General features: G+C 70.5%; 16 protein-coding genes. 13 read left to right on the forward strand and 3 right to left on the reverse strand.

The window, feature by feature from the left end; all coding sequences use genetic code 11:
- Positions 1-145 precede the first annotated feature (145 nt).
- On the forward strand, positions 146-1,435 hold the full coding sequence (locus ACQPXB_RS15850; protein WP_432852647.1) for an MFS transporter: 1,290 nt from the start codon (positions 146-148) through the stop codon (positions 1,433-1,435).
- Between the two features lie 725 nt (positions 1,436-2,160).
- Positions 2,161-2,613 carry a PadR family transcriptional regulator gene (locus tag ACQPXB_RS15855; RefSeq protein ID WP_432852650.1) on the forward strand — a complete coding sequence of 151 codons (453 nt, stop codon included), beginning with the start codon at positions 2,161-2,163 and terminating at the stop codon, positions 2,611-2,613.
- Between the two features lie 233 nt (positions 2,614-2,846).
- Here ACQPXB_RS15855 and ACQPXB_RS15860 read toward each other — a convergent pair whose 3' ends face one another.
- Positions 2,847-3,605 carry an IclR family transcriptional regulator gene (locus tag ACQPXB_RS15860; protein WP_432852653.1) on the reverse strand — a complete coding sequence of 253 codons (759 nt, stop codon included), beginning with the start codon at positions 3,603-3,605 and terminating at the stop codon, positions 2,847-2,849.
- A 98-nt stretch (positions 3,606-3,703) separates the two neighbouring features.
- Between ACQPXB_RS15860 and ACQPXB_RS15865 the strand changes: the two genes are divergently transcribed.
- Complete coding sequence (locus tag ACQPXB_RS15865) at positions 3,704-4,813, forward strand: mandelate racemase/muconate lactonizing enzyme family protein (RefSeq protein WP_432852656.1); 1,110 nt, start codon at positions 3,704-3,706, stop codon at positions 4,811-4,813.
- Between the two features lie 261 nt (positions 4,814-5,074).
- Entirely contained in the window at positions 5,075-6,166 is a 1,092-nt protein-coding gene (locus ACQPXB_RS15870) for an iron-containing alcohol dehydrogenase family protein (protein ID WP_432852659.1), read from the forward strand.
- Positions 6,167-6,396: 230 nt separating this feature from the next.
- On the opposite strand, the gene ACQPXB_RS15875 is transcribed toward ACQPXB_RS15870, so the two are convergent.
- Entirely contained in the window at positions 6,397-11,868 is a 5,472-nt protein-coding gene (locus tag ACQPXB_RS15875; RefSeq protein ID WP_432852662.1) for a biotin carboxylase N-terminal domain-containing protein, read from the reverse strand.
- 385 nt (positions 11,869-12,253) lie between these two features.
- Here ACQPXB_RS15875 and ACQPXB_RS15880 point away from each other — a divergent pair, with 385 nt between their 5' ends.
- The 9 genes from ACQPXB_RS15880 (at position 12,254) to ACQPXB_RS15920 (ending at position 21,277) form a co-directional block, all read left to right on the forward strand.
- Entirely contained in the window at positions 12,254-12,778 is a 525-nt protein-coding gene (locus ACQPXB_RS15880) for a cupin domain-containing protein (RefSeq protein ID WP_432852665.1), read from the forward strand.
- A 292-nt stretch (positions 12,779-13,070) separates the two neighbouring features.
- Positions 13,071-13,871 (forward strand): ATP-binding cassette domain-containing protein, encoded by an 801-nt coding sequence (locus ACQPXB_RS15885; RefSeq protein WP_432852668.1) that lies wholly within the window; start codon positions 13,071-13,073, stop codon positions 13,869-13,871.
- A gap of 49 nt (positions 13,872-13,920) precedes the next feature.
- Positions 13,921-14,737 (forward strand): IS5 family transposase gene (locus ACQPXB_RS15890; protein ID WP_432845802.1). Its coding sequence is split into 2 segments (ribosomal slippage): positions 13,921-14,264 and positions 14,263-14,737, totalling 819 coding nucleotides; the frame shifts between segments, so codons are not numbered across the junction.
- Positions 14,738-14,836: 99 nt separating this feature from the next.
- The gene (locus ACQPXB_RS15895) at positions 14,837-15,961 is read left to right on the forward strand and encodes an IS701 family transposase (protein WP_432856633.1); all 1,125 of its coding nucleotides are present in this window, start codon (positions 14,837-14,839) and stop codon (positions 15,959-15,961) included.
- Between the two features lie 221 nt (positions 15,962-16,182).
- A complete protein-coding gene (locus ACQPXB_RS15900) occupies positions 16,183-16,860 on the forward strand; it encodes an ATP-binding cassette domain-containing protein (protein WP_432856661.1) in 678 nt (225 codons plus the stop codon).
- The gene (locus tag ACQPXB_RS15905) at positions 16,857-17,858 is read left to right on the forward strand and encodes an ABC transporter permease (RefSeq protein WP_366586393.1); all 1,002 of its coding nucleotides are present in this window, start codon (positions 16,857-16,859) and stop codon (positions 17,856-17,858) included. Before ACQPXB_RS15900 ends, ACQPXB_RS15905 begins: the two co-directional genes overlap by 4 nt.
- Positions 17,859-17,886: 28 nt before the next feature.
- Entirely contained in the window at positions 17,887-18,900 is a 1,014-nt protein-coding gene (locus ACQPXB_RS15910) for a substrate-binding domain-containing protein (protein ID WP_432852671.1), read from the forward strand.
- Positions 18,897-20,303 (forward strand): L-fucose/L-arabinose isomerase family protein, encoded by a 1,407-nt coding sequence (locus ACQPXB_RS15915; protein ID WP_432852674.1) that lies wholly within the window; start codon positions 18,897-18,899, stop codon positions 20,301-20,303. Before ACQPXB_RS15910 ends, ACQPXB_RS15915 begins: the two co-directional genes overlap by 4 nt.
- Before the next feature lie 560 nt (positions 20,304-20,863).
- Positions 20,864-21,277: an SsgA family sporulation/cell division regulator gene (locus ACQPXB_RS15920; protein ID WP_220238926.1), complete on the forward strand. Its 414-nt coding sequence runs from the start codon at positions 20,864-20,866 to the stop codon at positions 21,275-21,277.
- Between the two features lie 356 nt (positions 21,278-21,633).
- Here ACQPXB_RS15920 and ACQPXB_RS15925 read toward each other — a convergent pair whose 3' ends face one another.
- Positions 21,634-22,845 carry an MFS transporter gene (locus ACQPXB_RS15925; protein ID WP_432852677.1) on the reverse strand — a complete coding sequence of 404 codons (1,212 nt, stop codon included), beginning with the start codon at positions 22,843-22,845 and terminating at the stop codon, positions 21,634-21,636.
- Between the last annotated feature and the right edge of the window lie 68 nt (positions 22,846-22,913).

Raw genomic sequence — 22,913 nt, forward strand, 5'->3', positions numbered from 1 at the left:
GCCCTGCTCCGGCCGTGCCGGAATCCGCGCAAACCCCTTGAATGACACCAAAACCGCCAAACCACATCGGTTGCCCGGTCACTCACTCAGGTGTAGACCAACACCGGCGACACCTCGAAACTCACCAACGAGCAGGGGGACTCCGGTGCAGGATGCCACGGCGGGCAAGAAACCCAAACTCACCTCCGACCAGCGCAACGCGTTCATCGCCGCCTGGCTCGGGTGGACCATGGACGCGTTCGACTACTTCCTGGTCGTGTTCATCCTGGCCGACATCGCCAAGGACAAGTCCTTCGGCGCGACGGCGACGCAGCTCGCGTTCATCACCACGGCGACGCTCGTGATGCGGCCGGTGGGGGCGCTGGTGTTCGGGCTGTGGGCGGACCGCGTCGGCCGGCGGATCCCGTTGATGGTGGATGTGCTGCTGTACTCGGTCGCCGGCGTGCTCTGCGCGGTGGCGCCGAACTTCACCGTGCTGCTGATCCTGCGGTTCGTCTACGGCATCGGCATGGGCGGCGAGTGGGGCCTGGGCGCGGCGCTGGCCATGGAGAAGATTCCGGTGCAGCGGCGCGGGTTCTTCTCGGGCGTGCTGCAGGCCGGCTACTCGAGCGGCTACCTCGTGGCCGCGCTGGCGTACCTGCTGTTCCACACCGCGCTCGACCTGGACTGGCGCTGGATCTTCGTGCTGAGCGTGTTCCCGGCGCTCATCAGCCTGCTGATCCGCGCCCGCGTCAAGGAATCCGAGGTGTGGGAGGCGGCGCAGGAGAAGATGCGGGTCACCCGCACGTCGGTGAAGGACGTGTTGCTCAACGGCAAGGTGATCCGCCGCTTTGTGTACCTGATCATCCTGATGACGGCGTTCAACTGGCTCAGCCACGGCACGCAGGACGTGTACCCGACGTTCCTCAAGTCCACCGACCACGGCGGCGCCGGCCTGAGCGCGTCGACGAGCACGTGGATCGCCGTGATCTACAACATCGGCGCGATCATCGGCGGCCTCACGTTCGGCGCCCTGTCCGAACGCTTCGGGCGGCGTGTGACCATCGTCAGCGCCGCCGTGCTGGGCCTGCCGATCATCCCGATCTTCGCCTTCGACCACGGCGCCGGCATGCTGGCCCTCGGGTCGTTCCTCATGCAGATCATGGTGCAGGGCGCCTGGGGCGTCATCCCGGCCCACCTCACCGAAATGTCCCCCGACGCGATCCGCGGCTTCTACCCCGGCGTCACGTATCAGCTGGGCAACCTGCTGGCCGCGCTGAACCTGCCGATCCAGGAAGCCATCGCCCAGTCGCAGGGCTATTCGGCCGCTCTCTTGTGGACAGTCATCCCGGCGCTGGTCGGCGTCGCCGTGCTGACCGCCGTCGGCAAGGAAGCCAAGTCCATCCGCTTCGGCGGCGAAGCGGCCACCACCGCGCCGGCGACGAGCGTGCAGTAGTACGGGTCGGCCCTTCCCGTGCTGCCCGGCTCTCGGGCAGCACGGAAAAGGCCGGTTCCGCCGCGGCTGCCCCTTCGCCGCTCGCGTCCAACGCGCGACCCGTCAGCCGGGCGCACCCACCGGTGCGGATCACCATGCTGATCCGCACGCCGGCGAGCGCCGATCTGTGGCCCGGACGGCCTCAAAGTCACCCTTCAACACTCTGACCTGCGGGGTTGCCGACGATAGTGTGCCGATATATCGTGGCTATGTCGGCGATAGCACACGAAGGGATTCTCATGACCAGGACAGCAGGCGCCCACCACATGTTCAGCGGCTTCGGTGGCCCCGAGCGCCACGGCCACCACCACACTGCCCACTTCGGCTTCGAACACCACGCCCCCGGCCACGGCGAGCACCACGCATTCGAGCACCACGGCCCCGGCGCCCCCGAGTTCTTCGGCGGCCATCACGGGCCCGGCCCCCACCACGGCCCCGGTGAGCCCTTCGGCTTTGCGCCCGATGCGGCGCGCGGGCCGGGCGGCTTTCCTCCGCCGCCGCCGATGCCGCCGGTTCCGCCGGGGCCCGGGTTTCCCGGTGGACCGGGTTTCCCAGGCGGACCGGGTTTCCCAGGCGGACCAGGTTTCCCAGGCGGACCAGGTTTCCCGGGCGGCCCCGGCGGTCCGCGCGCCTGGTTCGACGGCCGTCAGTGGGGCGGCCGCGGGTCACGGGGACCGGCGCGGCCCGTGCGCCCGGCGGTGCTGGCCCTGCTCGCCGAAGGTCCGATGCACGGCTACCAGCTCATGCAGGAAATCCGCCGCCGCTCGAACGAAGAGTGGCGTCCGAGCCCGGGCTCGATCTACCCGATTCTGCAGCAGCTGGAGGACGAGGGTCTCGTCCGCTCGGCCGAGGAAGGCGGCCGCCGCGTCGCGCAGCTGACCGAGGCGGGGCGCGAGCACGTCGCGGGCCGCGAGGAGGAGTTCGCGGCGCTCTGGGCGTCCCACGCTCCCGAGGACGACCCGGCCGCCGACCGCTTCGCCGCCCTTCACAAGCAGCTCGGCGACCTCTGGGCCGCCGCGGGCCAGGTCGCGTACACCGGCACCGACTCCCAGGCCGCCGAGATGCGCAAGATCCTCGCCGACGCGCGCCGCCGCCTCTACGCCCTCCTCGCCGAAGACCAGGACGACTCCGAAGACTGACCGCCGGACGGGCGTCGAGTCCACACTGGACTCGGCGCCCGTCCGCCACGCCGGCACCAGGACCGGGTCACGCTCGACCCGGTCCTGGTCGCCTGCCGCTCGTGGTGACGCATCGACACCCGCCACCGGCCTGACCGGCGCGCGGTGCCGGTTCGTTCCGTTGCCCCGAAACAACTGCCCGGCATCGAAGCACCCTCCGGGGTTCGATGCCACCGCCGAGACTCCGGTGCACCTCAGGTCATCCGGCCCGGCGGGGGTTCCGGTTCCCAGCCCAGGTGCGCCGAAACCACATCCGCCGCCGCCACGGTCCGGGCCCCGGCCTCGTCCAGCCGTGAACCGATTCGCGCGTGCGGCGCCGAGATGTTCAACGCCGCCACCACCCGACCCCGGAAGTCCCGCACCGGAGCCGAGACGCCGGACAGCCCGGGCTCGAACTCCTCCACCACCCGGGCGAACCCCTTGTCACGGGCGGCCCGGATCGTGGTCCACAACGTGGGCAGCGCCGGGTGGTCCGGGAAGCGCACGTAGAGCTCGTCCGGCGTCGCGTCGAACAGCAGTACGCGCCCGGCGGAGGTGCGATCGGCCGGGACGCCGCGGCCCTCCCATTCGTGGACGCGGAACGAGTGCCCCGACACCGAAAGCAGCGTCAGCACCTCGCGGTCGCGCAGCACACACAGGTGGCTCGTCTCCTCCAGATCCGCCGACAGCGAGTGCATCACGGGCTCGGCGGCCCGCACGAGACGGTCCTCGGCACTGCGCGCGACCAGCGAAAACAGACGCCGGCCCATGCGATAGCGGAGAGTGTCGGGGTCGCGCTCGACCACGCCTTCCAGGGCCAGTGCCTTGAGCGCGCGCGAAACCTGGCTCTTCTCGCGCCCGGTCACCGCGGCCAGCCGCACCACGCCGAGGCCGCCCGCGCGCTGGGCCTCGGCCGACGCCAGCGCCTCGAGCAGGTCGAGGTCGCGGCGCAGGCCGTACCCCGACGCAGTCATGGCCGAACCCTAAACCGAGTTGGCCTGAGCGCAACACACGTTGCGATGTCCCGCGCACCCTTGTCGGCCCGCCCGGCGCGCTCGTAGCGTCGAAGCCGATGAAGATCACCGCGATCACCCTCGACCGCCTGCGCCTGCCGCTCGACCCCCCGCTGCACGCGGCGTGGGACCCCGAGCCCCGGCGGCACTTCGACGCCACGATCGTGCGCGTCCGCACCGACGAAGGCGTCACCGGCATCGGCTCCGGCGACACGATGGCGGGCTTCGAAGCCGTCGAGCACCTGTTCGTCGGCACCGATCCGCTCGACATCGTCCGCCACGTCAAGGCCATCGAGACGGCCAACTTCCACGGCGGCCGCTACTGGCCGCTCGAAGCCGCGCTGTGGGACGTCATCGGCCAGGTCGCGGGCCTGCCCGTCGCCACGCTCTTCGGGAACTCCGCCCGGTCGCTGCCCGTCTACGCTTCCTCGGCGGAGCTCAAACCGCCGGCCGAACGCGTCGAAGCCGCGCAACAGGCCCGGGAAGCGGGGTTCCGCGCGCTCAAGATCCGCATCGACCGCGACCGCGTCGACGAGGGCGTGGAGACCGCCGCCGCCGTGCGTGATGCTCTCGGTTCGAATTTTCACATCATGGTGGATCTCAACCAGTCCTGGCGCATGGCCGGCGACACCGCGCCCGCCACCGATCTCGCCGCGACCCGCCGGCTCGTGCGCCGCCTGGCCGAGCTCGACGTGTTCTGGGTCGAGGAACCCTTGCCCTACGCCGATGTTGAAGGTTTTCGCACGCTGCGTTCGGAAAACCCCGGACTTCGCATCGTCGCGGGAGAAATGCACCACTCCGTGCCCGACCTGCTGTGCTATCTCGAACAGGACGTGCTCGATGTCTACCAAATGGACGCCGTGCTCGCGGTGGGAATGCACCGCGCCCGCACCCTCGCCGAGGTGGCGCAGCTGAAGCACCGCGCGTTCACCCCGCACAGCTGGACCAACGGCATCGGCCTGCTCGCGAACCTCGCGCTGGCCGCGGGTGTCGGCGCCGGCCCGTACCTGGAGTTCCCGTACGACCCGCCGGGCTGGACCCCGCAGCGTCGCGACTTCATGCTGGCCGAACCCCTGACGATCACCCCGGGCGGCGAGCTCACCGTGCCACCGCGGCCCGGGCTCGGCGTCGAACTCGACGAGGAGGCGGTGGACCGATGGCGGATCTGACCTACGAAGACTGGCTCGCCGCAGCGCGCAACCTGACCCCTGAGACCCGGCCCTTCATCGCCGGCGGGTTCGTGGACCCGTTGTCCGGCATGCGTTCGACGCGAGCGACGTCATCACCCCGTTCGGCGGGTTCAAGGCGACCGGTGCGGGGCGCGACAAATCGCTGCACGCGCTCGACGCATACACGGCGCTGAAGACCACTTGGCTCGATCTCGCCTGAGTTGTCGACTTGTCCACCTCGAACGGGAAAGGGGCACGGTGGTGCGGACCGAGTTCGGGCCCGGCTTCGTCGAACGGCTGCCGGAGTTCGCCGCCGAGCTGGGCGGATCGCGGGTCTTCGTGGTGACCGACCGCGGCCTGCGCGCGACGGGCATCGTCGGGCGCGTGGAGAAGATCTTCTCCGCCGCCGGCGTGGAATGCGTGGTGCACGAGGACATCGGCCCCAACCCCGCGACGACGGAGCTCGACCGCGGCGCCGCCCGCCTGCGCGAGCACGGCGCGCCCGTCGTGATCGCCCTCGGCGGCGGGTCCGCGCTGGACGCGGCCAAGGGCATCTCACTGCTGGCCGGCAACCCCGGCTCCCTCGCCGCCGACGCCGACACGCTGTGGTCCGCTTCGGACGGACTGCCGATCATCGCCGTGCCCACGACGTCCGGGACCGGCGCCGAGACCAACGGCTTCGGCGTGGTGGAAGACGTCTGCGCTCGCCGCAAGGTCTACATCGGACACGATTCGGTCCGCCCGCGCATCGCCGTGCTCGACCCGGAGCTCACACTCGGCCTCCCCGCCCCGATCACCGCCGCCACCGGCCTCGACGCCCTCGTCCACGGCGTCGAATCCCTCGCCTCCCTCGGCGCCGACGCCACGTCACGCGCCGACGCCGCCCGCGCCCTCACCCTCGTCGGCACCTGGCTCCCCACCGCCTACCGCGACGGCGCCAACCTGGAAGCCCGCTCCCACCTCATGCTCGGCGCTCACCTCGCGGGCCACGCCCTGACCCGCTCGGGCCTCGGCCTGGTCCACGGCCTCGGCCACGCCATCACCGCCCGCACCGGCACCCCGCACGGCGTCGCGCTGGCCGCGGTCCTCGAGGAGGTCATGACCTACACCGCCCCCTTCGCGGCCACCGCCTACGCCCAGGTCGCCGCCTCCCTCGGCGCGCCCACCGCCCTCGACGCCGTCCACGCGATCTCCACGGCCGTCCACCTCAAACGCCCCCTCCGCGACCTCGGCCTCACCCGCACCGACCTGCCCACCCTGGCCGCAACCGCCTTGGCCGATGCGGTGACGAAAAACGCTCCCCGCCCACCACACCAAGCCGAGGTCGAGGAGCTGCTCGCCTCCGTCTACTGAGCACAACCCGGCCGGACCTCGAACGGCCGCACCGATCCGCCTTGGTGGTGCGCACGGCTTGCGGCACCACTGAGGGGCGAAGGCCCGCGCCCGGCCGAGGCCGCACCCGCAAGGCACCGCGTCTCGGCGAGCCCGAAGTGCCGCCCTCGCGTCCGGCTGCCGCACCTCCGTCTACTGAGGACAAAGAAAAACGCCGGACCCCACCCAGGGCCCGGCGTCTCCCACAAACCTCAGCGCTTCAACCCGTGCTCGATCGCCTCCACGATCCGCGGCCGCAGGTCCGCCACGCTGACGATCGCGTCGACCGAGCCGACCTCGACGGCGCGCTGGATGCTGTGCACGCGGTCGAACTCGGCGGCCACTTCGCCCAGCTTCTCGGCGCGCACGGACGACTGCACCTCCGCCAGTTCGGCCGCGCAGGCCGCGCGCTCGGCGCCGCTGAGTTCGCCCAGGCGGGCCTGTAGCGCGGAGACCCGCGGGTCGTTCGCCGTGCGGGTGTTGACCTCGCCCGAGAACACGACCGCGGCGGCCGGCGCGCCGCCCAGCACGGAGGCGAAGGAGCCCTCCAGGGCGAGCACCGTCATGTTCGGGTTGAGGGCCTTGGAGAACACCACGAACGCCCCGCCGTGGTAGCGGGATATCACGGTGAACACGATCGGGCCGTCGAAGTTGACGATCGCGCGGCCGATCTCGGCGCCGTACTCCAGCTGCAGCTTGCGCATGGACTCGGGGGAGCCGTCGAAGCCCGACAGGTTCGCCAGCACCACCAGCGGACGGTTGCCGCTGGCCGAGTTGATCGCGCGGGCGGCCTTTTTGGACGAACGCGGGAACAGGGTGCCCGCGGTGTAGGTGTCCGGGCCGTCGGTGGGCGGGAAGCCGCGGCGCGGCACCGAGCGCGACTCGATGCCGAGCAGGCACACGGGGTGCCCGCCGATGTGGACGTCCTGCACGGCCGCGGTGTCCGCGTCGGCCATGCCGGCCCAGCGTTCCAGCACCGGGTGGTCCTGATCGGACAGTGCGCGCATCACCGTGCGGATGTCGAACGGCTTCTTCCGGTCCGGGTTGTGCTCGGCCGAGAAGATCTGGCCCACCGTGGTGAAGTCGCTGCCGACGATCGCGTGCGGGAAGTCCGACATGTCGCGGCTGACTGGGTCCGCCGTCACCGCGGTGCGCGGGCCGGGTTCGCCCGGCACGACGTAGGTGTGGTCGTAGTGCGACATCAGCACGTCGCGCGCGCCCGCCAGGTTCGGCGCCCAGTACTGCGCCTGGCCGTTCGGGCCCATCACGCGGTCGTAGCCGCCGATGCCGAAGTTGTCCTCGGCCGACACACCACCGGAGAAGTCGAGCGACTGCTTGCCCGTGAGCACCATCGCCGAATCCGGCGTCATGACCAGGATTCCCTTGGTGTGCATGAGCATCGTGGCCTCGGCGTTCCAGTACGGCTGGCCGCCGACGGTGATGCCGGAGACGACGATGTTGATCTCGCCGCCGTCCTGCGTGAACTCGACGATCCGCTTGAGCGCCGCCGCGATCCAGTCCATGTTCTCCACGCCGGAGTCCATGGAGATCTTGGCGCCGGACGACAGCGCGAACCACTCGACGGGCACCTGCATCCGCTCGGCCAGGTCGAGCGCGCCGATCACCCGCGCGCACTCCGGCTCCGCGAGCGCGCCGAGGGACTTCGTCGGGTCGCCCAGCAGCACCACCCGCGTGACACCCTCGGGCACCCGCTCGGTCGGCGTCGAGACGACCCCCGCGACGATCCCGGCCTTGTTGCGCCCCTTCGGCCGCTCGACCGGCACCAGGGCGCCGGAGTCGTCGAGGTCGTGCTCGGTGAACGTGCCCCCGCCGGCGAGCAGGTCGGTGAGCTCGTACGGGTACACAGTGTCGCGTCGCGCCGCGCGCAGCACCTTCTGGCGGTAGTCGTCCAGCGGTTGCACCGGCTCCTGCGACGGCTCGCCGACCGACAGGCGCACGCCCGAGCCGGCCTCGCTGCGGATCGTCACGGCCAGCTCGGTCAGCTCGCCCGTCTCCGGGTTGCGCCGCCGTGCCAGGAACTGGATCTCCTCCACACCCGCGCCCGCCGTCGACGGCAGCACGCGCTGGGCGAGCAGGTTCAGCTCGTCCATGGTGAGGTCGCTCGGCGGCCACACGTAGACGACGATCCGGTTGGTGTCGAAGCGTTTCCGGGCCGGGCGCTGCGCCTGCACGTTGCGGATCGCGTCGAGGCACGCGGCCAGCGTGTCCTCGGCCGCGGGCAGCGACACGAGCCGGCCGTCGGCCTCGCGCAGCGGCGTGAGGTCACGCACCTGCGCCAACGCGACCAGCCGCTCGTCGGCCGGGTTGGCCTGCGCGACGCACTTGAACAGGTACACCTCTTCGTCGGCCGAAGGCAGGCGCGTGAGGTCGAACTCCTGCAGCCGCTCCAGCTGCATGCGCTCGGCGACGCGCGGGTGCAGGCCGCGGATCAGCCGGTCCTCCGCGAACCCGTCGCCACCGCGGCGGAACGTGAAGTGGTGGTGCATCACGGCCCCGCCGCCCCCGGCGACGGTGGTGGTGACGCGCGTGATCGCCTCCGGCAGCGGCTGCGCGGCGAGGACCTCGCCGAGCCGCGCGGCCATCGTGTCGGAGTCGGGCTGGTCGGCCCACGTCACGTAGATGTCGGCCACGGCGTAGCTGCCGGCGTCGCTCGCCAGCTCACCCGCGGCGCGGACGGCGGCGGGCAGCCGCGCGAAGTCGACGGCCGTCGTGACCACCCGCGCGGGCTCGGCGTGCTCCGCGGTGACGAACACACACTCGGCGACCTCGCGCCGTTCGATTTCGGACAGGCTCTTGTTGCCGTAGTAACGCCGGGTGAGAACTTCCAGCAACGGCGCGGGATCCGTGCCGGGCCGGTCGATGCGCTGGCCGAGCAGCCGCACCAGCGGCTCGGAGCTCGACACCATGCCGGCGATGAGCTTCGCGCGGTCCGGCGCGTCCGGGTTGTGGTCGAGGTACTTCAGGCTCCGGCGGACCTCGGCGTAGACCTCCGCGCGGGCGCGGCGCAGCAGCGGCTGGGCGAACCAGCGGAACACCACACCGCGGGCGAAGTCGCTCACCGCCGGGTGGCGCACCTGCGTGGCGGCCACGAGGTGCTCCAGCGCCAGGCCGGCCTCCTCGCGCAGGTCGCCGGTCGGCGGTGCCTCCGTGAGCCACTGCCGCAGTAGCGCCGTGACGATCGCGACGTCCGACGAAGACCGTTGCTGGGCAAGGAAGATGCGGAAGACCGCCTCCTCCAGCTCCGGCGTGCGCTCCAGGTCGGCCACGCCGTAGTGGCCGAGCACGCGGCGCAGGCGGGCCTGGAACGTCTCGGGCAGCCCGGCGCGCTCCACGTCGAGGCTCTGCAGGTACGTGTGGAAGTACTCACGGGCGCTGTGCACCGGGCTCGCCGGGCTGACGTCTTCGCCGGCCGGCTTGTTGCGCGTGAGCTCCGACAGGTCGGCGAACACGCCCAGCAGCTCCACCTCGGCGGCCAGCGGCCGCGAAGCACCCTGCTCGGCGCGCGCGGCGAGGTAGCCCGCGAGCGTGCGGCGCTGGTCGTGTGGGTCGACGTCGAACCCGAGCAGCAGGCCGCGCAGGTCCTGCAGCCCGCGGGCCGCGCGGTCGGCGGCGGAGGCGGCCGTGGGCTCGGCGGGCAGCTCGATCTCCACGGTCTCGCCGGCGTCGGCGGCTTCCGCCGCGTCCTCGTCGTCGGCCAGCGGCTCGAGGCGCATCAGCGCGGCGCCGGTCTCGACCTGGCTGCCGATCGACACGGGCAGCTCTCGCACCCGGGCGCGGAACGGCGCGCGCAGCACCGTCTCCATCTTCATGCTTTCCAGCACCAGGATCGGCGCGTTCGCGTCCACCTCGTCGCCGACCGAGAGCGGCGTCGCGACCACCAGCGCGGGCGCGGGGGAGCGGACGACCCCGCCCTCGTCGCGGCTCACGCGGTGGGTGATGCCGTCGACCTCGACCAGGTGGATGGGGCCGTGGGTGGCGGCGACGAGGCGGAAGCGCGTGCCGTTCACGGTGATCTGGCCACTGTGGGAGTCGAAGCGCTCGATCTCGACGTCGGCCGGGTGCACGTCGCCGCCGCCGCTGATGCCGACGCGGAAACGCTTCGGCCCGATGCGCGCGACGCTCACCCGGTACGCGACGCCGCGCAGCTTCAGGTCGAGCGGACGGCCGCTTTCGAACTGCACCTGCGGACGCCCGCCGTGCGCGGTCGACAGGAGCCGGACGCGGGCGATCTCTTCCTCGTCCTCGTAGGCCTCGATGGCCGCGGCGGCGAGCGCGATCGCGGAGTGCTTGCTGGTGACCAGGCGGCCTTCGGCGCGGACGCGGTCGATCCAGCCGGTGTCGGCGCTGGCGTCGATCACCTCGGGCTGGTCGAGCAGGTCGAGCACGAAGCTCTTGTTGGTGGCGCCGCCCTCGATGATCACGGTGGTCTCGGACATCGCGCGGCGCAGGCGGGCGAGCGCCTGGTCGCGGTCGCGGCCGTAGGCGATGATCTTGGCGATCATCGAGTCGAAGTCGGCGGGGATCGTGTCGCCTTCGCTCACGCCGGTGTCGACGCGGATGCCCGGGCCGGCCGGCAGCAGCAGCCGCGCGATGTGGCCGGGCGACGGGGCGAAGTCGCGGTCGGGGTCCTCGGCGTTGAGCCGCGCCTCCACGGCGTGGCCGAGCTCGGCGGGCTGCTCGCCCTCGAGCTTGCCGCCCGACGCGACGTGCAGCTGCAGCCGCACGAGGTCAGTGCCGGTGGTGATCTCCGTGATCGGGTGTTCCACCTGCAGGCGGGTGTTCACCTCGAGGAACGCGAACAGCTTCTCGCCCGGGTGGTAGAGGAACTCGACGGTGCACGCGCCGCGGTAGCCGACCTTGACCGCGAGCCGCTCGGCCGAGGACTTCAGCTCGGCCGTCTGCGCCGGCGAGAGGACCGGCGACGCCGACTCCTCGATGATCTTCTGGTTGCGCCGCTGCACCGAGCAGTCGCGCACGCCCAGCGCCCACGCGGTCTCGCCGTCGGAGATCACCTGGACCTCGACGTGGCGGGCGCCCGTGACCAGGCGCTCCAGGAACACGATGCCACTGCCGAACGCGCGCAGTGCCTCCTGGCTGGTGCGCTCGTAGGCGTCGGTGAGCTCGTCGGCCGAGGACACCTTGCGGATGCCGCGCCCGCCGCCGCCCGCGGTGGCCTTGAGCATCAGCGGGTAGCCGATCTTGTCACCGGCCGCCAGCGCGTCTTCGAGCGTCGCGACCTCGCCGCGGCTCCACGGCGCCACCGGGACGCCGACCTCCTCGGCGATCAGCTTCGCGCCGATCTTGTCACCGAGCTGGCGCATGGCGTCTGCGCTCGGCCCGATGAAGGTGACTCCCACCTTCTCGCACAGCTCCGCGAACGCCGGGTCCTCGGCGACGAAGCCCCAGCCCACCCACGCGGCGTCGGCCTTCGTCTCGACCAGCGCCTTCTCCAGCTTGGCGAGATCGAGGTACGGGCGCGCCGAGGCCGGCCCCAGCGAGTAGGCCACGTCGGCCTCCCGCACGAACGTCGCGGACCGGTCCGCGTCCGTGTAAAGGGCGACCGTCTCGATCCGTGTACCGGTCTCCGCGGAAAGATCTCGGACAGCGTGGATCAACCGCATTGCGGCTTCCCCGCGGTTCACGATGGCGACACGACTGAACACCGGACTGAGCCTCCCAAGTACCCACGCGCAGCAGGCGACGTCCGTGTCCGGATCGTCGCCTGTCTTCGCTTACACCCTGCTCCCTTACCGGCGGGTACACCAATGTCGTGCATGGCGCATGCCGGAGCCGCTGCATTGTGGGAACCCGCCAAAAAGTTGCCCAGGCCACACCGCCGGGGACACGTTTCGCGCGAGGTCTGCCACAAACCACCCGGCAAACCTACGGTGTGCGCACTGGGGAAACGGCGAGAGTGCGGAGCGTGGCCGAGGTTGTCGCCGGGACGGTGCGTGATCGTCACCGGTTGTTCAACCCTGCCGGTTTGCTTTGACTTCGAATAGTTCGGCGCCGTATTATCTTGGCAGGCTTTCGAGGAGGTCGATCGGGATGAATGAACCGGTACTGGTCCGGGGTGCTGCCGCCGAGGTGCTGGGCGCCGAGTCGAACCGCACGTGGCTGCTCGCGGACGCCGCCGACACCGGCGGCGTGATGAACGTCGTGCGGACGACGCTGGGCCCGGGCGTGGACGGTCCGCCACCGCACTACCACCGGCTCGCGCCGGAGATGTTCTACCTGCTCGACGGCCGCCTCCGCGTGCTCGTCGGAGCCGACATCGTGGTCCTGACCACCGGCGACTACCTGCTGGTCCCTCCGGGCGTGGTGCACGCCTGGGGCACCCTGCCCGAGTCCGGCGCCGACGTGCTGATCGTCAAGGCCCCGGGCGAGAACCGCTTCGACTACTTCCGCCTGGGCGACCGCATCCGGCGGGGTGCGGCGGACTCCTCCGAGGTGCTCGCCACGCAGGAGCAGTTCGACAACCACTTCACGACGAGTCCGGTGTGGACGCGACTGCTGGCGGGGGAGCCGGAGCGTGCCGCGGTGGTCGATTTTCCGAGTGGGGTGGGGGATTGATCGGCGTCTGCTGTTGAACGTTGCAGCCGGCCGACGGGCGTGTGTCGACGTGGTCGCGGGCTGCGTTTTCCGGCCCGCGGATGTCCTTCCGTCGCCGGTGACCTGACCGGCCAGGTCCTGGACTGAGCGGAGCAGCGGATTGCCCCACTCAGTCGAAGATTTCCGCACATCCGCGCTCCACCTGGTCCGGTTTCTCTCGTTTTCAGCTGGTTGTCCAGTGACCCTTGACACACCCCGGCGGCCCCCTTACCTTCGCTGGTAATCGATTTCTCGAACGGTGGGATCGGGGGGGATGGGCGACGACGGCGTCGCGCTGGTCGAGCTGGCCGGCGTCAGCAAGGCCTACGGCGGAGTGCGTGCAGTTCGTTCGGTGGATTTCACCGTGTGGGCGGGGGAGGTGCACGCGCTCCTCGGGGAGAACGGGGCGGGCAAGTCCACCCTGATGAAGGTTCTCTCCGGAGAGGTGGCCGCCGAGGAGGGGGCGATCCGGATCGGCGGGGTGCCGGTCCGGTTCGCCCGCCCGGCCGACGCGCAGCGCGCCGGCGTCGCGATGATCCACCAGGAGCTCGACCTCGTGCCGGCGCTGTCCGTGGCGGAGAACGTGTTCCTCGGTCGCGAGCCGCACACCCGCTACGGCGTGCTCGACCGCAAGCGCATGGTGCGCCAGACGAAAGCCCTGCTCGAACAGTCCGGTGTGGACCTCGACGCCACCACGCCGGTCGAGCGGTTGCGCACGGGCGAACAACAATTGGTGACCATCGCGAAAGCGCTGTCGCTGAACGCACAGATCCTGATCATGGACGAACCCACCTCGGCGCTTTCCCCCCGCGAAGTCGAGCGCTTGTTCGCAGTGATCGACCAGTTGCGCACAGCCGGTGTGGCCCTGGTGTACATCTCCCACCGCATGGAAGAAATCGGACGCGTCGCGGACCGGGCGACGGTGCTGCGCAATGGCGAAGTCGTCGCCGAGTTTGCCGCCCGCGAGCTGACGGCCTCGCAGGTCGCCGAAGCGATGGTGGGCCGGCCGGTGCAGCAGATGTTCACCACCGAAACCAAACCGTCCGAAGGTGAACACGTTCTGGTAATCGACTAAGAGCGTGTCTTACGTGGTGATCAACGACTGATGCGTCATGATCTTGGTTGTGGTTGATCGTTTGTCGTTGCGGCTGGTGCCGGACGAGCTGTGGGACCTGGTGGAGCCGTTGATCCCGGTGTTCGTGGCGCGTCCCCAGGGCGGAGGAACAGCGCCGTTGGAACCGCGGCAGGTGTTCACGGCGATCGTGTACGTGCTGACCAGTGGGTGCGCGTGGCGGGACCTGCCGCCGTCGTTCGGGGTGCCGTTCCAGACCGCGCACCGCCGCTTCGCCCAGTGGACCGAGGCTGGGCTCTGGCGCGAGCTGCACCATGTCCTCCTCGACGAACTCGGGAGCAGGGGCTTGCTGGACTGGAGTCGCGCGATCGTGGACGGTGCCTGTGTTCGCGCGAAAAGGGGGATCTCTGACCGGTCCCAGCCCTGTCGACCGGGGCAAGCCGGGCTCGAAGATCCACGTCTTGTCCGATCGCGGCGGGCTGCCGCTCACGGTCGCGATTTCCGCCGCGAACACTCACGACTCACACGCACTCAAACCCCTGGTGATGGCCATCCCGGCGGTGAAGTCCCGTCGCGGCCCCCGGCGGGGCCGGCCGGCGAAGCTGCATGCAGACAAGGCCTACGACCAGCGCGCGCTGCGCCACTGGGTCAGAACCCAAGGCATCGGCGTGCGGATCGCCCGCAAGGGCATCGAATCCGCCGAGAAACTCGGCAAACACCGGTGGGTGATCGAACGGACGATCGCCTGGCTGACCGGCTACCGACGTCTCACCCTGCGCTACGAACGCAAAGCCGCACACTTCCTCGCCTTCCTTCAACTCGCAGCCGCCGTGACCTGCTGGAAGAAACTCCGAAAACTAACCACATGAGACAAGCTCTAATACTGCAACGACACTTCGTTATGAATCGACCGGCGTGTCGGTTAGGCTCGGGTTCGACGGTCGTGTAGTTGATCTTGTGTGCTGGAGATGGTGACGGACTGGTCGGCGCGTTTCGCTGCGTTCGCGGGGCGGTTCGCGGAGCGGTTTTCGCGGGTGGAGCCGCGGCGGCAAATGGTTTCCTACCTGCGGGGGCTGCTGGCGGAAGCCGAGCGCAAGAACGGCTGGACCCTGGCAGAGATGGCCGGTGAGACGGGTCCGCAGGGCATGCAGCGGCTGCTGAACTTCTACGCCTGGGACGCCGAGGGCATGCGTGATGATGTGCGCACTGCGGTGGTCGACGTGCTCGGGGACGCCGAACGTGGCGTGTTGATCGCCGACGAGACCGGATTCGTGAAGAAGGGCACGAAATCCGCCGGCGTGGCGCGCCAGTATTCGGGCACGGCTGGGCGGATCGAGAATTCGCAGATCGGCGTGTTCTTGGCGTACGCCTCGGATCGGGGGCGGGCTTTGATCGATCGCGAGTTGTACCTGCCGAAAGAGTGGATCGCGGATCGGGGAAGGTGCGCTGCAGCCGGTATTCCCGACGACGTCGGATTCGCGACCAAGCCCGAACTGGCACAACTGATGGTGGAACGCGCGCTCGCCGCGAGAATCCCGTTTGCATGGTTCACCGCCGATGAAGCCTATGGGCAGGTCGGGCGGCTACGGCTCTGGCTGGAAGAACACGACATCGCGCATGTGCTCGCAGTGCCCAAGTCCCAGATGGTGATTTCCATGGATCTGCGGCAGCGGCGTGTCCACGCCGTCATCGCGGACGTCGACCCGGCCACCTGGCAACGTCTGTCCTGCGGCGATGGCGCCCACGGGCAACGGATCTACGATTGGGCCGCCGTCGACATCCGCCCCCTGCGCCGACCAGAAGTCGGCCACTGGCTGCTGGCCCGCCGCTCAGTCAGCGACCCCACCGAGATCGCCTACTACATTTGCTTCGGCCCCGCCGCAACCGACCTCCAAGAACTGGTGCGCGTCGCCGGAACCCGCTGGGCAATCGAAGAAAGTTTTCAAACCGCGAAGAACGAAACAGGGCTCGACCACTACCAGGTCCGCCGATACCAAGCATGGTATCGGCACATCACCCTCTCCATGGCGGCGGCGGCATTCCTCGTCATCACCCGAGACGCCGCGAAAAAAGGGGATCCGCACCCGGTCTGATACCGCTCACGTCCAACGAAATCCGCAAACTGCTCAACCGCGTCACCGCACCGATCCGCCACACAATCCAGCATGCGATGCACTGGTCACGATGGCGACGCTCCAGCCAAGCCCGAGCACGTACTAGCCACTACCGACGACGCGGCCATCACGAAGTGTCGTTGCAGTACTAACTCGTCGTCACCCCGAAGGCCGGCCGCCGCGAACCGGCCGGGGTCAGCCTGAGCGTCGGTGCCGGCGAGATCGTCGGGGTCGCCGGCCTGCTCGGCTCAGGACGCACCGAACTCCTCGAAACCCTCTACGGCGCGTCCCCCGGAACCATCACCGGCGGCGAAATCCGGCTCAACGGCAAGGAATACCGTCCGAAGTCCCCACGAGACGCGCTCCGCAACGGCGTGGCCTTCGTCCCCGAGGACCGCCGGATCTCCGGCCTCTCGCTCGACCACTCGACCCTCGCCAACACCGTCCTCTCCATCGTCGACGCACTGGCCCGCTTCGGCATCGTCTCCGCCGGCCGGGAGCGCGAAACCGCGCAGACCTCGGCCGAACAGCTCGGTGTCAAACTTCGCACACTGGCCGACCCGGTCGGCTCGCTGTCCGGCGGCAACCAGCAGAAGGTGGTTCTCGGACGCGCTCTGCTCACAAAACCACATCTGCTGTTGCTCGACGAACCCACCCGAGGCGTCGACGTCGGCGCGAAGGCCGAGATCTACCGGATCCTGGGAGAAGTCGCACAAACCGGGGTGGGAATCCTCCTCGCGTCGTCCGAACCCGCCGAGCTCGTGGGCGTCTGCGACCGCGTGGTGGTGCTGCGCGGCGGCAAGACCGTGCACGAGCTCGACACCGCCCTCGCCGGCGAAGGCGAGCTGCTCGCCGCCTCCATGGGAGACGTCCGGTGACCGGCCGCACGGTGCTCGCCACGCTGTTCCGGTTCCAGAGCGTCTTCGGGCTCGTCGTGGTGTTCGCCGCCGCGATCGTGTTCTCCCCCTCGAACGACGGCGAACTCGTGTTCCTCGGCGCGGACAACCTGCTCAACGTCGTCCGCGCCATCTCCGAGATCGGCATCCTCGCCGTCGGCATGACGCTGGTGATCCTCGTCGGCGGCATCGACCTGTCCGTGGGCTCGGTGCTGGGCCTCGCGTCCGTCGGCGTCGCCGAACTGCTCACCACGAACGACTGGGCCCTCGTCCCCGCCGTGCTCGCGATCCTCGCCCTCGGCCTCGGTTTCGGCCTGGTGCAAGGGGTCGCGAGCGCCCGGTTCCGCATCCAGTCGTTCATCGTCACCCTGGCCGGCATGCAGATCGCCCGCGGTCTCGCCCGCATGTGGTCCGGCGGCGAAGGCGTGTCCATCACCTACGGCGACGGCCCCGGCCAGGCCCCGGTGCCGTTCTCGCTGCTGGGGGAGCGGACGTTCAACGGCACCGTCCCGATCCCCGCCCTCATCTTCGTCGTGGTCGCCGCCCTCGCCATGGTGCTGCTGCGGTTCAGCGCGTTCTCCCGGCACATCTACGCGATCGGCGGCAACGAAAAGGCCGCGCGGCTCTCCGGCGTGCCCGTGGTGCGGGTCAAGGTGCTCGTGTTCGGGATCTGCGGGCTGCTCGCCGCGCTCGCCGGCATCGTCCACGCGGGACAGCTCAACTTCGGCGGCCCCAACGACGGCAGCGGCTACGAGCTCAACGCCATCGCCGCCGTCGTCATCGGCGGCACCAGCCTCTCGGGCGGGCGCGGGACCGTGCTCGGCACCGTGGCGGGCGCGCTGCTCGTCGGCGTGCTCGACAACATCCTCCAGCTCAACAACATCGACTCCAACGTGCAGCTGATCGTGGTCGGCGTGGTGATCGTGTTCGCCGCCGGGCTGCAACGGCTGCGTCCGGGCCGCGCGCAGGCCGGGCCGTAGCCACGTTGGCCAGGGAAGGGGAGCTCACATGTCCACCACCACTCGCCGCGGGCCGGCGCTCGCGGTCGCCGGGGTCGCGTTCGTGGCCGCGGCCTGCGGCACCACGCACGAGAACGCGCCGGGGGCGTCGTCCGGCGCCGGGCCCGCCACGCAGGCGTGCAAAGGGCCGGGCGGGAAGTTCACCATCGGCATGAGCCAGGCGAACCTCGGCGAGCCCTACCGCGTGCGGATGGACGACGACATCCGCAAGGCGGCGGCGTCGATCCCGCAGTTCACGGTCAACTTCGCCGACGCCGCGCAGGACAACTCGAAGCAGGTGGAGCAGGTCAGCACGTTTCTCACGCAGAAGATCGACCTGCTGATCATCAGTCCCAACGAGGCGACGCCGCTCACCAGCGTCGTCAAGAAGGCCTACGACCAGGGCATTCCGGTGCTGGTGCTCGACCGCAAAGTGGACGGTGACGCGTACACGTCGTTCATCGGAGCAGACAATGTGGACATCGGGCGCCAGGCCGGCCAGTACTTCAAGCAGCACCTGCTGCCGCAAGGCGGGAAGATCGTGGAGCTGAAAGGCCTCGCGGGTTCGACGCCGGCGAAGGAACGCGCCGACGGCTTCGCCGAGGGCATCGCGGGCTCGGGCATCACGATCGTCGGGACGGCCGACGCCGACTGGCTGCGCGACAAGGGCCAGCAGCAGGCCGACGCGCTGCTCAAGGCCCACCCCGACGCGCAGGCGATCTTCTCCGAGAACGACCCCATGGCCGAAGGTGCCCGGCTCGCGGCGCAGAACGCGGGCAAGGCGACGTTGCCGATCGTCGGCATCGACGGGCTGCCCGTGCCGGAGGGCGGCATCAAGGCGGTGGAGGCCGGGCGGCTGTCGGCCACGTTCATCTACCCGACCGGCGGGGCGGAAGCCGTGGCCGCGGCGAAGAAACTGCTCGTCGACTGCGGGCAGGTCCAGAAGACGCAGACCCTGCAGACGCGGCAGATCACGAAGGACAACGCCGCGCAGGTCTACGCAGAGCTCAACCACGGCTCATGACGCGCATCGGGATCATCGCGATCTCCGACGGTCGCGATCACGTGCACCGGCGCAACACCGGGTTCATCAGGTCCAAAGTGGACGCGTTCAGCGCCGCCCTCACGGCCGCCGGCCACGACGTGATCAGCGGCGGGCTCGTGGCCACCAACACCACGGCGACCGCGGCCGCCCGGTCCGTCGCCGCGGCTTCGGTGGACGTGACGGTGTTCTACTACGCCGTGTGGAGTTTTCCGCACTTCACGATGCTGGCAGCCGACGCGACGACGACGCCGTTGCTGCTCGTCGCGTCGGCCGATCCGGCGGAGCCGGGGCTCGTCGGGATGCTCGCCGCGGGCGGGGCGCTGGACCAGATCGGCCGGCGGCACACCCGGCTGTGGGGCGCGCCGGACGACCCGGCGCTGATCGACGACGTCGGCGTGCACGCGCGGGCGGCCGGTGCCGTGGCGTCGCTGCGCGGCTCGACGTTCGGGCGGTTCGGCGGGCGGCCGATGGGGATGAACACGGCCGTCGCCAACACCGACGAGTGGATGCGGCAGTTCGGGGTGGACGTCGAGGAGATCGACCAGTACGAGCTCGTGCTGCGCGCGGAGAAGGCCGACGCCGCCGAGGCCGCGCGCGGACGCGAATGGCTGGAGCGGTTCGCGACCGTCCACTATGACGGTGAGAAGCTCACGCCGGCGTTGCTGGAGCGGCAGATCCGGGCGTACCTGGCCGTGCGGGACCTCGCGGCCGAGCGGCACCTGGACTTCTCCGGCATCAAGGCCCAGCCCGAGCTGACGGAGAACTTCGCGACGATGGACGTGGCGGAGGCGCTGCTCAACGACCCGTACGACTGGAACGGGCCCAAGGCCGTCCACGTCACCGCCACGGAGTCCGATATGGACGGTGCGATGACGATGCAGCTGATGCACCGCATCACGGGCACCCCGGTGCTGTTCGCGGACGTCCGGCACCACCATCCCGATCGTGACGTGTGGGATTTGTGCAATTCCGGACAACATGCCACGTGGTTCGCCGCCCGCAGCGACGATCCGGTGGAGAACCTCAGCCGCGTGCACCTGTATCCGTCGGTGTTCTTCTTCCCGGCCGGTGGAGCTTCCGTGGCGCACTTCGCGGCGCCGGGGCGGATGACCCTCGCACGGCTGACCCGGTTCGACGGCGCCTATCGGCTGCAGCTGGTCCTGGGCGAGTTCGAGTGCTACGACGACGCCACCAACACGGCGCTGGCCGCTCGGTCCACACCGGAATGGCCGCACGCGTTCGCCCGGCTGGACGTCGAGGCGCCGGTGTTCCTGCGGGGGTTCGGCGCCAACCACATCCACGCCGTCCCGGGCGACCGGCGCCGGGAGCTGCGCGTGGCGGCGGAGCTGCTCGGGGTGCGCGTGGAGGAGTGGACGCGCTGACCGCTTCCGGCCGGCGGCCGCCACCGTCTTGCGCCGGGAGCGACCATGCCCCGGTGAGACTTCTGCGTGTGGCGCCGGCCGTGGGATTCGCGCTGACGCCGGCGCCCGCCAGGCCCAGCCTCCGCGAGTGCCGGGGAGCCCGCGGCCGGCCGGTGCGCGCGGCGGCGGCCGTGACCGTCGCCGCGAGGTCGTCGTACTCGAGTTCCGGCCGGTCTGTGCCCCGTGGCACAAGGTGAAGCACCTCACCGTCGCGCACGCGCCGGGCGCCGAGGGTGCTTGCCTCCGCCACGGGCTGCCGTCGGGGCGGCGCAGGATCCAGCCGCCGTCGTGCCCGGCCTCGTCGGCGAGCGCGGCCCGCGGGGGCTCTCGGCAGCTTGCGTCATCGATCGGGGACGCCCTTCATTCCGATGAGTGAGCGCATGAGACGTCCGTCTCCACCAAAGGGGTGAAAGATCGGTTGTCGGGCAGCTCGTACTCTTACGGGGCGTTACTCATAGAGGAACATTCACGTTGAGCCGTGAGTTGATTCCACCCGAGAACGAGATGAAGGAGGTACCGCCATGGGCACCGAGCCCCCCGTCGTCCACGCGACGATCGTCTTCGGGCTGCGCACGTTCGGGAGCGTTCCGCTGCCGGTGCGCGCTGACCTCGAGTACGACCCGTCGGACCCGTACGCCATTTCCGTCGGCTACCACGCCGGCCCCGGTGTCGTCCGCTGGCTCTTCGGCCGCGACCTGCTCGCCGACGGCCTCATCGCGCCCGCCGGCGACGGCGACGTGCGAGTGCGCCCCGCCGCCGATGACGCCCGCGTGGTCGTCGAGCTCAACGCCCCCGACGGCTCCGCCGTGCTGGAAGCCCCGGCCGACGAACTGGCCGACTTCCTCGACCGCACCTACGACGAGGTTCCGGCCGGCGACGAGGCCCTCTGGTTCGACTTCGACCAGGAACTCGCGAAGCTCGCGCTGCGCGACTGAGTCCCCGGCACTGTCGGGGACTCCGCGCGAGTGGGTGGATTGCACCACTGAGCCGCTTGTGTCACAGGCTGGTGGTGTCGCTGGGGGTTCAGCGCCGCCGGGTGGCTCGCACCGCTGAGGTGCCTGAGCCGCCGGTTGGCCGCATCACCGGGGCGTCAAGGCCGGCGAGGGCAGTGCCATCAGGGACACCTCGATGCCAGGTGGTTTGCGCCACTGAGCGGCTTGCGCCACCGTCCGGCCGCGTCACGAGGGCACGGGTACCTGGGCGCTACCGGGCGGCTTGACTCGCTGAGCGGCTTGCCTCAGCGAACGGCCGGATCACCGAGCCTCGTCGAAGCCTCGCGCCGCTCTCGGGTTCAGCGCCGCCGGCCGGCCCAGCGGACGGCGGGACCCATCGCCCACCCGGCGGCCACGAACACCGCGCTCACCAGCAGCCAGCCCGGGGTGCCCCACTGGACCACCACGGTGCTGAGCAGGGCCGGACCCGCCATGCGGGCCACGGACGTCCCGCTGCCGAAGAAGCCCTGGTACTGGCCCTGCCGCGAGGCGGGCGCCAGGTCGAAGCCGATTTCCCAGGTGCCGGCCGACTGCAGCATCTCCCCGAGCACCTGCAGCAGCGCACCGACGACGAGCACCGCGACGGCGACCGTCGCCGACGAGCCCGCTGCCGACAGCGCGAAGGCGGCGCACGACGCGGCCAGCAGCAGCCCGGAATGCCGCACCAGCCGCGTCGCCGAGGGCAGGCCGGTCACGCGGGTCGCGACGCGCACCTGGCCCAGCACCACCACGATCGTGTTCAGTACGAACAGGGCCGACACCGTCCACTCGGGAGCGGCGGTCCGCGAGACGATCCACAGTGGAATCGCAACGCTCAGCAACGGCATGCGCAGCAACAGAATCGCGTTCAGCAGCGTGACGAGCGCGTACGGCCGATCGCGCAGCACGGCCAGCGCCGGCTCGCCCTTGGCCCGCGGCACCGGTGCGACGGCCGGCAGCAGGCGCAGCAGCACGGCGGACACCACGAACGCGGCCGCGTCGAGGGAGAACGCGGCGACGTACGCGCCGGGCGTGTCGGCCACCAGGGCGAGGCCGCCGAGGCCCGCGCCGACGGCCAGCCCCGCGTTGCCCGCCGACTGCAAGTGCGCGCGGATCCGCGTGCGCTGCTGCGGCTCGGCCACCGCGGCCAGCAGCGCCTGGCGCACCGCGCTGACCCCACACTGCCCGGTGGCATAACAACAAGCGGCGAGCGTGAACGTCCGCGCCGAACCCGCCAACAGGAACGCCGTGATCGCCAGCCCGGTCGCCAGCGACAGCAGCACCGCCGCGCCCCGCGCACCCCGGCGGTCGGCCGCGTGCCCGAGCGGCACGCCGGCGACCGTGCCCACCGCCCAGCCCAGCGTGAGACCGAGCCCCACCTGGCCTGGTGTCAATCCGACAACGCGCGTGAAATACAGCACCGAGCACGTGAGAAAAGCACCATCGCCCAGTGAGGCGGCGAGCTGCGCGCCCGCGAGCAGGCGGCCGGGCCGCGAGCCGGTCACGGAGGCGGGGCGCTCGATCGTCGTCATGCCGTCGACGCTAGAGCCGCCTTTGGCCCTGCACCAGATCCAATTCCGCGCACAAGGACCGGGCCAAT

Origin of the sequence: Amycolatopsis sp. CA-161197, from assembly GCF_050942255.1 — a bacterium.
GTDB lineage: Bacteria > Actinomycetota > Actinomycetes > Mycobacteriales > Pseudonocardiaceae > Amycolatopsis.

Coding starts and splice junctions, on each gene's coding strand:
- ACQPXB_RS15860 (WP_432852653.1), bottom strand. CDS start 3,605: ATGACTGCGTCGGGGTACGGCCTGCGCCGCGACCTCGACCTGCTCGAG.
- ACQPXB_RS15920 (WP_220238926.1), top strand. CDS start 20,864: ATGGGCACCGAGCCCCCCGTCGTCCACGCGACGATCGTCTTCGGGCTG.
- ACQPXB_RS15885 (WP_432852668.1), top strand. CDS start 13,071: ATGGGCGACGACGGCGTCGCGCTGGTCGAGCTGGCCGGCGTCAGCAAG.
- ACQPXB_RS15910 (WP_432852671.1), top strand. CDS start 17,887: ATGTCCACCACCACTCGCCGCGGGCCGGCGCTCGCGGTCGCCGGGGTC.
- ACQPXB_RS15880 (WP_432852665.1), top strand. CDS start 12,254: ATGAATGAACCGGTACTGGTCCGGGGTGCTGCCGCCGAGGTGCTGGGC.
- ACQPXB_RS15895 (WP_432856633.1), top strand. CDS start 14,837: ATGGTGACGGACTGGTCGGCGCGTTTCGCTGCGTTCGCGGGGCGGTTC.
- ACQPXB_RS15865 (WP_432852656.1), top strand. CDS start 3,704: ATGAAGATCACCGCGATCACCCTCGACCGCCTGCGCCTGCCGCTCGAC.
- ACQPXB_RS15915 (WP_432852674.1), top strand. CDS start 18,897: ATGACGCGCATCGGGATCATCGCGATCTCCGACGGTCGCGATCACGTG.
- ACQPXB_RS15925 (WP_432852677.1), bottom strand. CDS start 22,845: ATGACGACGATCGAGCGCCCCGCCTCCGTGACCGGCTCGCGGCCCGGC.